The sequence below is a fragment of the Pseudarthrobacter sp. NBSH8 genome (assembly GCF_014217545.1).
Classification (GTDB): domain Bacteria; phylum Actinomycetota; class Actinomycetes; order Actinomycetales; family Micrococcaceae; genus Arthrobacter.
In genome coordinates this window covers 3,006,892-3,021,070 of sequence record NZ_CP043178.1, presented here as the reverse complement: position 1 = coordinate 3,021,070, position 14,179 = coordinate 3,006,892, and the positions used below count along the sequence as shown (strand labels likewise).

At 62.3% G+C, this 14,179-nt stretch carries 17 protein-coding genes; 11 read left to right on the top strand and 6 right to left on the bottom strand.

Annotation, left to right across the window (positions count from 1 at the left end):
* Positions 1-570, top strand: coding sequence for an adenylate kinase (locus tag FYJ92_RS13830; protein WP_185263815.1), 570 nt, complete (start codon positions 1-3; stop codon positions 568-570).
* Between the two features lie 71 nt (positions 571-641).
* Positions 642-1,469: a type I methionyl aminopeptidase gene (map, locus tag FYJ92_RS13825; RefSeq protein ID WP_185263814.1), complete on the top strand. Its 828-nt coding sequence runs from the start codon at positions 642-644 to the stop codon at positions 1,467-1,469.
* Between the two features lie 102 nt (positions 1,470-1,571).
* Here the strand turns inward: map and FYJ92_RS13820 are convergent, their stop codons facing one another.
* The 3 genes from FYJ92_RS13820 to FYJ92_RS13810 form a co-directional block, all read right to left on the bottom strand.
* A complete protein-coding gene (locus tag FYJ92_RS13820) occupies positions 1,572-2,918 on the bottom strand; it encodes an ABC transporter substrate-binding protein (RefSeq protein WP_185261217.1) in 1,347 nt (448 codons plus the stop codon).
* Between the two features lie 70 nt (positions 2,919-2,988).
* The gene (locus tag FYJ92_RS13815; protein WP_185261216.1) at positions 2,989-3,909 is read right to left on the bottom strand and encodes a carbohydrate ABC transporter permease; all 921 of its coding nucleotides are present in this window, start codon (positions 3,907-3,909) and stop codon (positions 2,989-2,991) included.
* Entirely contained in the window at positions 3,906-4,865 is a 960-nt protein-coding gene (locus FYJ92_RS13810; protein WP_185261215.1) for a carbohydrate ABC transporter permease, read from the bottom strand. The genes FYJ92_RS13815 and FYJ92_RS13810 overlap by 4 nt, the downstream gene beginning before the upstream one ends.
* Positions 4,866-5,087: 222 nt before the next feature.
* Here FYJ92_RS13810 and FYJ92_RS13805 point away from each other — a divergent pair, with 222 nt between their 5' ends.
* The 8 genes from FYJ92_RS13805 to FYJ92_RS13770 all read left to right on the top strand — a co-directional run bounded on the left by FYJ92_RS13805 (position 5,088) and on the right by FYJ92_RS13770 (position 10,414).
* Positions 5,088-6,089, top strand: a complete 1,002-nt coding sequence (locus tag FYJ92_RS13805; protein ID WP_185261214.1) for a P1 family peptidase — start codon at positions 5,088-5,090, stop codon at positions 6,087-6,089.
* 168 nt (positions 6,090-6,257) lie between these two features.
* Positions 6,258-6,479 carry a translation initiation factor IF-1 gene (gene infA, locus FYJ92_RS13800; protein WP_009358723.1) on the top strand — a complete coding sequence of 74 codons (222 nt, stop codon included), beginning with the start codon at positions 6,258-6,260 and terminating at the stop codon, positions 6,477-6,479.
* A 69-nt stretch (positions 6,480-6,548) separates the two neighbouring features.
* Positions 6,549-6,662 carry a 50S ribosomal protein L36 gene (rpmJ, locus tag FYJ92_RS13795; protein WP_009358722.1) on the top strand — a complete coding sequence of 38 codons (114 nt, stop codon included), beginning with the start codon at positions 6,549-6,551 and terminating at the stop codon, positions 6,660-6,662.
* A 176-nt stretch (positions 6,663-6,838) separates the two neighbouring features.
* Complete coding sequence (rpsM, locus tag FYJ92_RS13790; RefSeq protein ID WP_066293239.1) at positions 6,839-7,213, top strand: 30S ribosomal protein S13; 375 nt, start codon at positions 6,839-6,841, stop codon at positions 7,211-7,213.
* 51 nt (positions 7,214-7,264) lie between these two features.
* Positions 7,265-7,666 carry a 30S ribosomal protein S11 gene (gene rpsK / locus FYJ92_RS13785; RefSeq protein WP_018769149.1) on the top strand — a complete coding sequence of 134 codons (402 nt, stop codon included), beginning with the start codon at positions 7,265-7,267 and terminating at the stop codon, positions 7,664-7,666.
* Positions 7,667-7,798: 132 nt separating this feature from the next.
* Complete coding sequence (locus FYJ92_RS13780) at positions 7,799-8,809, top strand: DNA-directed RNA polymerase subunit alpha (protein WP_056344331.1); 1,011 nt, start codon at positions 7,799-7,801, stop codon at positions 8,807-8,809.
* 77 nt (positions 8,810-8,886) lie between these two features.
* Complete coding sequence (gene rplQ / locus FYJ92_RS13775) at positions 8,887-9,489, top strand: 50S ribosomal protein L17 (RefSeq protein ID WP_185261213.1); 603 nt, start codon at positions 8,887-8,889, stop codon at positions 9,487-9,489.
* A 31-nt stretch (positions 9,490-9,520) separates the two neighbouring features.
* Positions 9,521-10,414 carry a tRNA pseudouridine(38-40) synthase TruA gene (locus FYJ92_RS13770; protein ID WP_185261212.1) on the top strand — a complete coding sequence of 298 codons (894 nt, stop codon included), beginning with the start codon at positions 9,521-9,523 and terminating at the stop codon, positions 10,412-10,414.
* A 104-nt stretch (positions 10,415-10,518) separates the two neighbouring features.
* Here the strand turns inward: FYJ92_RS13770 and FYJ92_RS13765 are convergent, their stop codons facing one another.
* Positions 10,519-10,797, bottom strand: a complete 279-nt coding sequence (locus FYJ92_RS13765; RefSeq protein ID WP_255482418.1) for a GIY-YIG nuclease family protein — start codon at positions 10,795-10,797, stop codon at positions 10,519-10,521.
* Positions 10,798-10,941: 144 nt separating this feature from the next.
* Positions 10,942-12,609, bottom strand: coding sequence for a cell wall metabolism sensor histidine kinase WalK (locus tag FYJ92_RS13760; RefSeq protein WP_185261210.1), 1,668 nt, complete (start codon positions 12,607-12,609; stop codon positions 10,942-10,944).
* Between the two features lie 254 nt (positions 12,610-12,863).
* Here FYJ92_RS13760 and FYJ92_RS13755 point away from each other — a divergent pair, with 254 nt between their 5' ends.
* On the top strand, positions 12,864-13,667 hold the full coding sequence (locus tag FYJ92_RS13755; protein ID WP_185261209.1) for a response regulator transcription factor: 804 nt from the start codon (positions 12,864-12,866) through the stop codon (positions 13,665-13,667).
* Here the strand turns inward: FYJ92_RS13755 and FYJ92_RS13750 are convergent.
* Complete coding sequence (locus FYJ92_RS13750; protein WP_185261208.1) at positions 13,664-14,128, bottom strand: Hpt domain-containing protein; 465 nt, start codon at positions 14,126-14,128, stop codon at positions 13,664-13,666. The two genes, FYJ92_RS13755 and FYJ92_RS13750, sit on opposite strands and share 4 nt — an antisense overlap.
* Between the last annotated feature and the right edge of the window lie 51 nt (positions 14,129-14,179).

Here is a 14,179-nt window from a genome sequence, read left to right as displayed (position 1 = left end):
ATGTTGATTATTGGACCCCCCGGTTCCGGAAAAGGAACGCAAGCGGAACGCATTTCCGAGCGCCTCGGCGTCGTGGCGATTTCCACCGGTGATATCTTCCGCGCCAACGTGAAGGGCGAAACTCCTCTTGGCATCGAAGCCAAGAAGTACATGGACGCAGGGGACTTCGTTCCGGACAGCGTCACCAACAAGATGGTCCGCGACCGCCTCAGCGAGCCGGACGTAGAAAACGGCTTCCTCCTGGACGGCTACCCGCGCACCACGGCGCAGGTGGACTACCTGGACGGTATTCTCGCGAACAGCGAAGAAAAGCTCGACGTCGTCCTGCAGCTCACAGCCGACGACGAAGAACTCGTCGCCCGCCTGCTGGGCCGTGCCAAGGAAACCGGCCGGAGCGACGACAACGAAGCCGTCATCCGCCATCGCCTGGACCTGTACCACGAGCAGACCGAAGCCGTTGTGGCCAAGTATGCCGAACGCGGCATCCTGACCCAGGTTGACGGCATCGGCGGCATCGACGAGGTCACCGACCGCGTGATGCAGGCCATCAAGGCAGCCCAGGCCGCCTAAGTCCCGCAACATGCTTTTCCGAGGCTCCTCCCGGCATCCGGGAGGAGCCTCAGCCATTGAGAGGACACACCATGGCCTTCGGCCAGCCCCGTATCGAATACAAGACCAACGCCCAGATGCGCATCATGCACGACGCCGGGCTGGTGCTGAACCGTGCGCTGGACGCAGCGGTGGCAGCCGCAGCTCCCGGGGTCACAACCAAGCAGCTGGACGACGTCTTCGCCGCAGTGCTGAACGAGGCCGGCGCCAAGTCGAACTTCCTCGGCTACCACGGCTTCCCCGCCACCATCTGCACCTCCGTGAACGAGGAAGTGGTGCACGGCATCCCCGGCGGCAAGATCCTCAACGACGGCGACATCATCTCGATCGACGGCGGCGCGATTGTTGACGGCTGGCACTCCGACTCTGCACGGACCGTCATTGTGGGCAAGGTTGACCCCGAGGACCAGCGGCTCTCCGATGTGACGCAGGCCGCGATGTGGCGCGGCATCGCCGCACTGGCCACGGGCAGCCACGTGGGCGATATCGGCGCGGCCATCGACGACTACGTCTCGTCCGTGCCGGGCAAGCCGCTGGGCATCCTGGAGGACTATGTGGGCCACGGCATCGGCTCCGAAATGCACATGGCCCCGGATGTCCTGAACTACCGCACCAGTCACCGCGGTCCCAAGATCAAGCCCGGACTGTGCCTCGCCATCGAGCCCATGCTGGTCCGCGGCAGCATCGACACCGCCGTGCTGGAGGACGATTGGACTGTGGTGACCACCGACGGCAAGCGCTCGTGCCAATGGGAGCACTCGGTTGCCGTTCACGAGAAGGGGATCTGGGTACTCTCAGCACCCGACGGCGGAGCGGAGCACCTGGTGCCGCTCGGCGTCGTGCCTATTCCGATCCCGTAGGTCCTTCGACGCAGCTTTGCCGTCGACGCGCAAAATCCCTGTCGCTATCTGAATACCGGTAGCGGCAGGGATTTTGCGTATCGCAGGGCACTTAGTGCATCGTCACGCCTTGAGCTTCGGCTTAACATCCTTGGTGTAGATTCCCTCGAGTGTGGCCCTCAGCTCGGTCATGGTGGCCTTTACGTCGCCTTCCTGGGTAAGGATCTTGGCGGCAGCTTTGGCCATCTCCTGGTCGGCGCCCGGGAGAAACACGCGGGCGCGGTCCTGCACCTTGGTTACGGCAAGTTGGTCCATGGCGGTCTTGATCTGGGGAGTTCTGGCCAGCACCGCCGTCATGTCGGCGGAGGTGCGGGTCGGCATGTAACCGGTGGCGGCGGAAAATGCCGCCGTGTTTTCAGGCTCGGTCATGAACTTCAGGAACGTTCCCGCGGCGAGCTGTTCCTCCTTGCTGATACCGCTCGGGATGCCCAGGCCGGCGCCGCCCGTGGGGCAAACTCCGCTTTTCGCTTTGGGGCCGCCAGGAAGGAAACCTACGCCAACGTTGAAGGTGGCAGACTTCAGCACCCCGAGCAGGGAACCGGTCGAGGAGATGGTGGAGGAGGTCAGACCGGCCGAGAAATCGTCGGCGGCTTCCTTGGACGAGACCCCCGCCCAGGCGTGCTTATAGATGGAGTCCTGGGCCCACTGCAAAGCTTCCACCGATTCGGCCGAATCACAGGTGATCTCCCAGTCCGTTGACCAGCCGCCGCCCCAGCCCCAAAGGTTGTTCTGCAGGGTCCAGCCTGCGTAGCCGGCCAGGGCGGGATAGATGTAGGCATACTGTGCACCGGAGGCCGCTTTCAACTTCGGGGCCCACTCGCCAAATTCCTGCCACGTTGCGGGCGCCCGGTCCGGCAGGCCTGCGGCAGCAAAGTGGTCCTTGTTGTAGTAGAACAACGGCGTAGAGCGCCCGTAGGGAAGCGCCCACTGCCTGTCGTCGTACTTGTAATCGTCCACGAGGGATTGTCGGAAATCGTCGACTTTGATGTCCAGCTCCTTGATCAGTCCGTCGACCGGAATGATGCTGCCGTTAGTGAAGTAGCGGAACCACCAGACATCGGACAGGACCACAACAGCGGGCAGCCCCGATTTGGCGGCCTGCGAGGTCTGGAACTTCTGCGCGATTTCCTCGTAGTTCGCTCCGGCCGTGACCAGGTTTACTTTGATGTCCGGGTACTTCGCGTGGAATTTTTCGATGATGGATTTCTCGACGTCCTGGGACTTGCCCGGGTGGTTGGACCAGAAATCGATCTTCGCGGCCGGCTTGACGCCGCTGAAATCAATGTCCGCCGCTTCGCTTGCTGCCGTGGTGCCGCCCGTGTCAGGGCCCCCGCAGGCGGAAAGCGCTGCCGCACTGGCGGTGACGCCGGCGAGGCCCAGGAAGTGCCGTCGGTCAAGATTCGTGGTCATGATGGTTCCTTTCGGTTGTTGCCTTAAAGGGATTTGCTGCTTCTGGTGGAAGAACGACGGCGGACGCGGGTCAGCCGGTAACGCTGCCTTGGGTGAGGCCGGCAACGATGTAGCGCTGCAGTGCTGCGAAGATCACCAGGATGGGTACGATGACCAGCACAGCGCCGGCCATGAGGATGCCCCAGCCGGAGGCGTTGCTTTCGGAGTTCTGCAGCAGCGTCAGGCCGACCGGCAGGGTCATGGTTTCCGGGCGGTCCGTGATGATGAGCGGCCAGATGTATTCGTTCCATTCACTGACAACCGTCACCAGCGCCACTGTGGCAATGGAAGGAACCGAGACCGGGACCACGATCTGCCACAGGCGGCGCCAATGACCTGCGCCGTCAATCTCGGCGGATTCCAGGATCGATGCTGGCAGCGTCAGGAAGTGTTGCCGAAGGAGGAACGTTCCGAATGCGGTTCCCAGTCCTGGGAGGATGATGCCCCAGAGAGTATTTTTGCCGCCCATGCCGGCGATCAGAATGTAGTTGGGCAGGATGGATACCTGCGGCGGTACCATCAGGGCCACGAGAATCAGTATGAAGATGGCGTTTTTGAAGGGGAAGCGGACGAACACCAGCGCATAAGCGGTCAGGATGGCCAGCAGCACCTTGACGGTGGCGCCAACCACGGTCACGATCGTGCTGTTGATGAAGAACTGGGCGAACGGCACGGTGGTCATTGCGATGTTGTAGTTCTCCAGGTTGACGCTGTCCGGAAGAATCTGCAGGTCCGTGGTGATGATTTCACCAGGCTGTTTGAGGGAACTCAGGATCATCCACAGCAGGGGCAGGAAAACCACCATCGTGGCAACAAACAGCGGAATGTATCCGCCGGCGATTGTCTGGAGCAGGTTCCGAGCCGAGAACGGACGCTCGCGGGGCACAAAGGCTTCAGGGTGGACGAGCGGGGGAGCGCTCGGGTCGGGGTTGACCGGCGACAGGGAACTCATGAGTAATGCACCTTTCGTTCCACGAAGCGGAGTTGGAGCAGAGTGACCACCAGCAGGATGGCAAACAGGATCACGGAAATTGAGGCGGAGTATCCGGCCCTGTTGAAGGCCCCGAATGCCTGCAGGTAGGCCTCGTAGATCAGGGTGCTGGTGCCAGTCCCGAGCGGCGTCATTATCCGGATCAGGTCGAAGGCCTGAAGGGAGCTCAGCATGCTGGTGATGAGCAGGAAAAAGGTGGTGGGTGACAGCAGCGGGATCGACATACTGACGAAGCGCCTGAATCCGTTCGCCCCATCGAGCGAGGCGGCTTCCATAACGTCCTGGGGCAGTGACTGCAGGCCGGCAAGGTAGACCACGGCGCAGTATCCGAGGTTTTTCCAGATGTAGACGAGGATGACCATCACCAGGGAAAGCTGCGGGTCATTGATCCACTGCGGGCTCTGCTGTCCCAGGCCGCGGAGGATCCAGGCCAGCACACCGTAGCCGGGATCGAAAATGAACAGCCAGACCAGGCCCACCCCCACGCCGGACAGCACGTACGGGGCGAAAACCGCCGACCTCGCGAACGTTGTGCCGCGGACCTTGGAGTTCAGCGCCAAGGCGATGAGCAGGCCAAGGATCATGGAGCCGCCCACTGTCACCAGTGTGAACACTGCCGTGGTGCCGAGCACTTTGGTAGCGTCGTTGCTGCTGAAGAAGGTGACGTAGTTGTCGAGTCCCACCACCGTTGCCGACGCCGAACCCAGGGTCCAGTCAAGGGTCGAGTAGTAGATATTGCTGATAAGCGGGCGGTAGGTAAACACTGCGATGAGTACGAGGTTTGGGAGTGCCAACGCCAGGAACACGAAGAAGTCCCGCCGGGCCCGGCCGGACCAGTGCTTCGGGCGTCGCCGCGTTGGCGGGCCAGGAGGGCCAGGCGGCTCTGTGGAAAGTGTGGAGGCGAGTTGACGAGTCATGAGGGTCTCCAACAGATCGGGGCCCGTACTAGGCGGGCCCGGCGGGCAGGGGATCTAGCCATACTTCACCACACGGTCGGTGAGCAGAATCCCGCATAAGCCCTCGCCAGAGGATTGTTGTTGGAGGCTTCATCGCCCATTAACGCCGTGTTTCCAGCAGTATTGCACAGTGTTTGTTTGACGCGCCGGAGCGCCGGTCCGCGATGGAGCACAATGGAGCCCATGGGAGCCATAACTGATGTGCCGGGGATTCGGGTAGGACACCAGCAGAAGACCGGCGACGGCTGGCTGACAGGCGTAAGCGTGGTCCTGCCGCCGCCGGGGACAGTGGGTTCCGTGGATGTCCGCGGCGGTGGTCCCGGCACTCATGAGACCGACGCGCTCGACCCCACCACGCTGGTGTCCACCGTGGACGCTGTGGTCCTCACCGGCGGCAGTGCCTACGGGCTCGCATCCGCACACGGTGCACAGAGCTGGTGCGAAGAGAACGGCCGGGGCTTCGCCGTCCCCGGGGGAGTGGTGCCGATCGTCCCCGCCGCCGCCATCTTCGACCTGGGCAGGGGCGGCGACTTCTCTGCGCGCCCGACGGCGGAGATGGGCTACGCAGCGACTGTTGCGGCCGCTGCGGAAAAGGACGGGCACGACGTCGGGCGCGGCAGTGTGGGCGCCGGCACCGGAGCTCTCATTGGCCGGGGACAGTTCAAGGGCGGACTGGGTACGGCATCGGTCATGCTCGAGAACGGCGTGGTTGTGGGGGCGCTGGCCGTGGTGAACGCACTGGGGTTTCCCGTGGAGGCACTTCCGGGAAATCCCGAACCCTCCGCGCGCTCGGTCGTGCCGCCCCACGAGCTCCCTAACCTCGCAAGCTCGGCCAGGGAACCCGGCTCGCGTGGGCCCACCTTAGACGCGCGCTTCCGGGTTCCCGATTCCCCGTCAGCGGATGCCGGCCCGCCTGCGTTGAACACAACGCTTGTAGTTGTGGCGACAAACGCCATCCTGGACCCCGCCGAATGCAAGCGGACTGCTTCTGCCGCGCATGCCGGCTTGGCTCGGGCGCTGAACCCTTCGCATACGCTGGCCGACGGGGATACTGTGTTCTGCCTCGCCACTGGAGACGTGGCGCTGGACCGCAGTACTGAAACTGCCCGGCAGGTGAGCCTCATTACCCTGCAGAGCGCGGCAGCCGACGTCGTACGCTTGGCGATCCTGGACGGGATTGTGTAACTCGGTATTTTTTGGTAACTGAGTACAGATGTAGTAATGTTGCTTGTTGGTTGTCTGCCCAGCTGTGCCCTGTTTGGGGCCGGAGGCAACAACCGATCCAACAAAAACGTTCGTGGTCATGTCCGGTGCAATCCGGCAGGGCTGCGGCAACAACAGTTAGCGGAGGGTATGGCCAAGAAGGACGGGGTCATTGAGATCGAAGGCGTTGTGACTGAGGCGCTGCCTAACGCGATGTTTCGCGTTGAGCTGACCAACAAGCACATCGTACTCGCGCACATCTCAGGCAAGATGCGCCAGCACTACATCAGGATTCTCCCTGAGGACCGGGTAGTGGTGGAACTGAGCCCTTATGACCTCACTCGGGGTCGTATCGTCTACCGCTACAAGTAAATTCTGGGCGGCCTCAGCGTGAGCTGAAGGCTGCACCAGTTGACCAACTGCCACACGCAAAGGAACGCCATGAAGGTCAAGCCGAGCGTCAAGCAGATCTGCGAAAAGTGCAAAGTGATCCGCCGTAATGGCCGGGTCATGGTGATCTGCGAGAACCCGCGCCACAAGCAGCGCCAGGGCTAATTTCCCCTCCAAGGGAAATCCTGGGTTGCTAACCCACGCAAGTAAATAAAAGGCAGCACAAGCTGAACTGGGACGTATGAGCCCGGACAGCTAACCCCCGGTCGGAGGCTGGGGCCGCACAGAACGTGCGGGTGTACTGCCTACGACCTCCGGTTTATTCAAGGAGCACTGCCACTATGGCTCGTCTCGCTGGCGTAGACATTCCCCGCGAAAAGCGGTTGGAAATTGCGCTTACTTACATCTACGGCGTGGGCAAGACCCGTGCACACGAAACCCTGGCTGCCACTGGCATCAGCGCTGACGTCCGCGTTAAGGACCTCACCGATACCCAGCTGGTAGAACTTCGTGACTACATTGAAGGCAACTACAAGGTTGAGGGTGACCTTCGCCGCGAAGTAGCAGCTGATATCCGCCGCAAGGTTGAAATCGGCAGCTACGAAGGTATTCGCCACCGCAAGGGCCTGCCAGTGCGCGGACAGCGTACGAAGACGAACGCACGTACCCGTAAGGGTCCGAAGCGCACCGTTGCAGGCAAGAAGAAGGCCCGTTAAATCCCTCGGGATTGACTCGTCTTCCCCCAATAACTTTCTGTAGGAGAAAAAATGCCCCCGAAGACTCGTGGCGCGGTTCGCAAGCCGCGTAAGAAGGACAAAAAGAATATCGCGCTGGGCCAGGCGCACATCAAGAGCACTTTTAACAACACCATCGTGTCCATCACGGACCCGAACGGCGCTGTTATCTCTTGGGCTTCCTCAGGTGAGGTTGGCTTCAAGGGCTCACGCAAGTCCACCCCGTTCGCAGCCCAGATGGCTGCCGAAGCTGCTGCCAAGCGTGCGCAGGAGCACGGCATGCGCAAGGTTGACGTTTTCGTCAAGGGACCGGGTTCAGGCCGCGAGACCGCAATCCGCTCGCTGCAGGCCGCTGGCCTGGAGGTTGGCTCCATCCAGGACGTCACCCCCGCAGCGCACAACGGCTGCCGTCCGCCGAAGCGCCGCCGCGTCTAAGGCTTTTCCAGCTGCTTGAGCTTGCCCGGACCGTCAATGGTCCGGGCAAGCCCAGCCGCGTTAAGTCTTCAGACCGAATTTCCACCACCTGTGTTGCGTCATATAGCGGATGCTCGCCGAAAGGAAACCTAAGTGCTCATTGCACAGCGCCCCACCCTCTCCGAAGAGGTCGTCTCCGATAACCGCTCGCGTTTCATTATTGAACCGCTGGAACCGGGCTTCGGCTACACCCTCGGAAACTCCCTCCGCCGTACCCTGCTCTCCTCCATCCCCGGTGCCGCTGTAACCAGCATCCGGATCGATGGCGTGCTGCACGAGTTCACCACGGTTCCGGGTGTCAAGGAAGATGTCACTGAGATCATCCTGAACATCAAGAGCCTCTCGGTTTCCTCCGAGCACGACGAGCCGGTTGTGGCTTACCTGCGCAAGCAGGGCCCCGGAGTCGTCACCGCCGCGGACATCGCTCCGCCGGCCGGCGTCGAATTCCACAACCCGGATCTGCACATTGCCACGCTGAACTCGAAGGGCAAGTTCGAACTCGAACTGACCATCGAGCGCGGCCGCGGCTACGTTTCGGCAGCTCAGAACAAGTCCGGCGACTCCGAGATCGGCCGTATCCCGGTCGACTCGATCTACTCGCCGGTCCTGAAGGTTACTTTCCGCGTGGAAGCAACCCGTGTTGAGCAGCGCACCGACTTCGACAAGCTCATTGTCGACGTCGAGACCAAACAGGCCATCGCCCCGCGCGATGCTGTTGCTTCCGCAGGTACCACCCTGGTGGAACTCTTTGGTCTGGCCCGCGAGCTGAACACCGCAGCTGAAGGTATCGAGATTGGCCCGTCGCCGACGGATGCTGCCCTGGCAGCAGACATGGCACTGCCGATCGAGGATCTGGACCTCACCGTCCGTTCCTACAACTGCCTCAAGCGTGAGGGCATCCACACCGTGGGTGAACTTGTTGCACGCTCTGAGGCTGACCTCATGGACATCCGTAACTTCGGTGCGAAGTCCATTGACGAGGTCAAGGCAAAGCTGGTTGAACTGGGCCTGTCCCTCAAGGACTCGCCTCCCGGTTTTGACCTCGCAGCACGCGCCGCAGCAATTGAAGAGGACGACGCCGCTTTCGGCGACGACGAACTCTAAATAACAGATCTTGGCCGGCTGGCTGGATGCACCACGGTGTGCGCAGCCCACTGGCTTCCATATGAGGAGAAACTATTATGCCTACCCCCGCTAAGGGTCCGCGCCTCGGAGGCGGAGCGGCTCACGAGCGTCTTATGCTCGCGAACCTGTCCGCCGCACTGTTCGAGCACAAGCGGATCACCACCACGGTGACCAAGGCCAAGCGACTGAAGCCCTACGCCGAGCGTCTGGTGACTTTTGCCAAGCGTGGCGACCTGGCTTCCCGCCGCCGTGTACTCGGCCTGATCAGCAACAAGGGCATCGTCCACGAGCTGTTCACCGACATTGCACAGGCAGTGGAGAACCGCAACGGCGGCTACACCCGCATCACCAAGATCGGTAACCGTAAGGGCGACAACGCTCCCATGGCTGTCATCGAACTGGTTCTCGAGCCGGTTTCCGCCAAGCAGGCTGTTGTGGCCGAGGCTACCCAGGCTGCCGCAAAGGCAGCTCCGGTTGCTGAAGAAGCTCCGGTTGTTGAGCCTGCCGAAACCGAGACCGAAGCTGCTGAAGTTGAGACGGAAGCTGCAACCGAAGAGGCTCCGGCCGCTGAGGAAGCCGCCACCGAAGAAACTCCGGCCGCTAAGAAGGCTGCTAAGGCTCCCGCCGCTAAGAACAAGGACGAGAACGAAGCGAAGTAATTCGCCAATTCCGTCGCATAGACTTATGTCTATGAACGACCAAAAACCCGCTGCCCCCGTTTTGGGGGGCGGCGGGTTTTTGCGTGTCCGCTTTGATTTATCGTACGACGGCGGCCCCTTCAATGGGTGGGCAGTGCAGCCGGGATTGCGCACCGTCCAAGGGATCCTGGAAGAGGCGCTGGCGTTGTTGATCCGCCGGCCCATCCGGGTCACCGTGGCGGGACGTACCGACGCCGGCGTGCACGCCCGCGGCCAGGTGGTCCACCTGGACCTGACCGAGGCCGAGTGGCTGAAACTGCCGCGCGGGCACGAACTGGATCCCGCTGTCGCGTTCCTAAGGCGGATTCGTGGCGCCCTCAGCCGCGGGCTGGGGAACTTGACGGGGGCTATCGAGGTTCACCTCGTGTCCTTGGCGCCCGTGGGGTTCGATGCCAGGTTCTCCGCGCTGTGGCGGCGGTACAGCTACCGCATCGCTGACGGTCCCGCCCTGTGGGATCCGCTCGAACGGTACTTCACGCTTTGGCACCAAAGCCCCTTGGACGTGGACCTGTTGAACGCCGGCGCCGCGCCGCTGCTTGGGCTGCAGAACTTCCTGTCATACTGCAAGCCGCGGGACGGCGCCACCACCATCCGCGAGCTGCAGCGCTTCGAGTTCCACCGCGGTGAGGACGGAGTCATCGTGGCCACCGTCCAGGCCGACGCGTTCTGCCACAACATGGTTCGCTCACTGGTTGGCTCGGCCCTGTTCGTGGGCGAGGGAATCGAGGAGCCGGGCTGGATGCATGAGCGGTTGCTGGCCAAAAAACGGGACGCGAAGTCCGTCCTGGCCGCCCCGCACCCGCTCGTCCTGGAAGAAGTTGCCTACCCGTCCGACGACGAGATGCCGGCCCGCGCCGAACTGACGAGGGCAGTCCGCAAGCATTGAGCTCCGGTGGTTGAGCCTGTCGAAACCGAGCCTGTCGAAACAGAGCTCGGTGGTTGAGCCTGTCGAAACCGAGTGGCGGTCCGGTGGTTGAGCCTGGCGAAACCCTACGGAATCGTTGGCCTGCCAGGAGCGGCCGAAAGCCCCGGCAAGTCGCCGTACCGCCCTGACATAAGCGCTTCCCGCTTCGCGCGGCTCCAGCCTTGAACCTGCTTCTCCCGCGCAAACGCCTGGTCAACACGGCTGAACTCTTCAATCCAAACGAGCTCCACCGGCCGTCGGCGGCGCGTGTAGGCGGCCCCTTCACCCGATTGATGTTGCGCGAGACGCATTTCGATATTCACCGTGCTGCCCACGTAGTAGGAGCCGTCTGAGCAGCGGAGCATATACGCGAATGGCATGAGACGATTCTGCAGCGCAGTCGGCGGCCCTACGAGTGGGAGGATGCTTTATGTGGAAAACCGGTGCTGGGGGTTTCGTCGGGCTTGGGTTTCGACAGGCTCAACCACCGGGCTTGGGTTTCGACGGGCTCAACCACCGGGGTTGGATTCGACGGGCAGGGTCATGGTGAACGTGCTGCCCCCGCCCAGGGCACTGGCGCAGGCGATGGCCCCGCCGTGGCGTTCCAAGATGGTCTTGGTGATGGCAAGGCCCAGCCCGGCTCCGGGGATGGCTGCGTCCCGGGCAGACTCGGTGCGGAAGAACCGGCTGAAGACCTTGGCCGCATCCTCTGGCGCCATGCCCATACCGGTGTCCTGGACAACAAGCTTGACCCAGTCTCCGGTGCTGGCCGCGCTGATAGTCACAGTGCCGCCGTTGGGGGAGTACTTGATGGCGTTGGACACCACATTGTCCAGTGCCTGGCCGATCCGCAGCGGGTCGGCGTGGGCCCAGAGCGGCGAGGGAACGTCGGCCATCAGCGCTACGGCTGCCCGTTCCGCGTATGCCTGGGCTGAGCCGATGCTGGTCTCCACGAGTCCGGAAATGTCGGTGCGTTTCGGGTGGACATTCAGGGCGGCGGACGCCTCGAGCGTCAGGTCAGAGACCAGGGCAAGCAGCCGTTCGGAGTTGCGCTGCACCACGTCCAGCCGCTGGAGTGTAATGGCGGGAAGCCCGTCGCCGGCCTCGAGTACCAGGTCGATGTTGCCCAGGATGGAATTGAGCGGGGACCGGAATTCGTGGGAGACGTTGGAGACCAGTTCCTCGTTCGCGGCCATGGCTTCAACCATCCCCGTCACGTCGCTGAAGACAACCACCGCTCCGGTGAGGCGGCCGCCGTCGTCCATTAACGGCCTGGCGGCGGTAGACACCGCTCGCTGTTGGGGGCCCTTACCGATCCACACGAGATAGTCGGCGAAAGATTCGCCTTCGATGGCGCGCCGGAGGGGACGTTTGTCCGGCGGCAGGGGAGTGATCTTGTCCTGGGCGAAGACCAGCTCTTCGCTGTGGTCAGCACGCAGGACGCCGGCGGCTGCGGCGTTCTGCTGCCATCGCCGCGTCATGTCATTGGCCAGCAGTTGGTCACCGTTCGAATCGACGGCGACAATGCCGACATCGGTAGCGTCCAGGATGGTCATCAGCAGTTTCTCGCGTTCCTGGCTCGCGGCCAGCAGCTCCCGTAGTTCCTCGCTCAAGGTTTGCAGCTCGCGCTGCTGGGCGCGAATATTGACGCTGGCGAAGCGGATTGCGAGTGAAACAGCAAGCATCACCAGCGGGAAAAGGACGAGTGGAGTAAGGTCCGTTGCCGTCATGACCGGGAATTTTCCGGCGGCGGACGGCAACATGATGAAGAATGGCCCTACTGCGCACAGTAAGAGGCTGGAACGGACCAGCAACCCCGAGGCGGCCAACCAAATGACCGGGAAGACGACCAAAACCACGAGTCCTGGGAGCAGGGTTGTGGCACTGTTCCGGAGGAGCCCGATCGCAAGCAGGTCAAGGACCGGAATCAGCAGATAGGAGCTGTCTGGCATCCGCTCCCATGGCGTCAGGAAACACGCCCCGAAAAGAATGATGGGAAGGGCGATCCCGGCCATGTAGAGGGGGCTGCCCAGCAGCGATGGCCAGCCGACGGGTGTCATCACGCCAATGACCGTGACAATCAGGGACAGCGGAAGCTGGCACAAGGCAACCTGGGTGCGGGGGCCGAGGTTTCTGAAGTAGAGGGCAACTCCCTTGGGCGAGGGACGTCGAGCCATGCGGGGTCTCCAACTTTCCTGACGGCCCCCACTCCGTCACCAATGAAATTGATGCAGCAGAATATCTGAACACTGAGCTAATCAGCCCTACGAATCTTAGTGTGCTGTGTTGTCATCGTAATTGACTTTTCAAAACTAAATGCGGAAAGGCGTGTCATCCGCCGTTCATACTTGTAGCGTGTAAAGAGTTGGAGTGGACGAGGGATTGGCGCTGGGCTGATGGGGACCTCTTCCACCTGGCAACAGGGATAGACATGGAATATCTTGGCGTAGCAGTAGTAATTGAAGACGACGCTGATGTACGGAATCTCCTGGAGGGAATCCTGAGTCAGGCTGGCTTTGAGGTGCATACCGCTGCCGAGGGCCGGGAAGGCGTCGAGGCGGTACGGCACAACAAAGCCCAGGTGGTCACGCTGGACATCGGCCTTCCGGACATTGACGGTTTTGAGGTTCTGCGCCGGATCCGCAATTTCAGTGATGCTTATGTAGTCATGCTGACCGGCCGGACAGAGGAACCCGATCTGCTCTCGGCCCTGAACGCGGGAGCCGATGACTACATCGCCAAGCCCTTCCGGCCGCGTGAACTCCGGGCCAGGGTGGCGGCTATGATGCGGCGGCCGCGGCATGAGGTCACCAGTCCGCCGCAGGCTGCTTCGTGGGCTTCCCCTCCGGCCGCGCCGGCAACCTTCACCCACCAGGGGGTTATCCAGCACAATGGGCTCATTTTGAATTACCGCACCCGCACGGTGGCGATTGGTGAGGTCAATCTCGGGCTCACGCGCAGCGAGTTCGATCTCCTGCACATTTTGCTCCGCGGCGAGGGGGCGGTGTGTACGAGATCCGATCTGGTGCGGGCGGTCCGGGGTGACCTTTATGAGGCGGATGCCTACATCAGTGAGGCAGACGAGCGGGCTGTGGAAGTCCACGTGGGGAACCTTCGCCGCAAGCTGCGGGAAGATCCGCTGGCACCGCGCTGGCTGCAGACCGTGCGGGGGGTGGGCTACCGGCTCGCACCGAAGAGGACCGACCTACAGGGCTGGCCGGGAACCGATCACTAGTCGTTTTTGAGGATGTAGCTTGCCTGGAGCTCTGAGACTGTATGCCCGCCGTGCTCAGCCACGATTGCCAGGAGACCTTGGCCTTGGACGAAGTCCCTGCGGCGGATGGCTTCCTCCAGGGCTTGGGCCAATACGGACAACCGGGTCCCGCCCACCATGGCTGAAGCGATCCGCAGGCTGATAACGGCGTCCAACGCAGCGGGGCGGTCTTCGGTGTGGACCGCTGCCGCAAGCCGGCTGAAGCGTTGGTCCCACAAAGACGCGTAGTCTCGGGCGAATCCAAGGGCAAGTTCGGGGCCGTCGAGTTCTTCTTCCAACTCCGCCAGGATGTCCGGGTCGACCCAGCGCAGGGTATTTTCTCCTGTAGCCGGCGGGCCCGATCCCACGCCCGCTGCAGCCCCCGCAGCCGACGGCTGGGCAGGGACGTCCCCGCTGCTGAAGGGGAGTGGTGGACTATCCATGCTTCAAGGCTACTTCCTGTAGAAACGTGAGAGCCTGTCTTAAGTAGATCC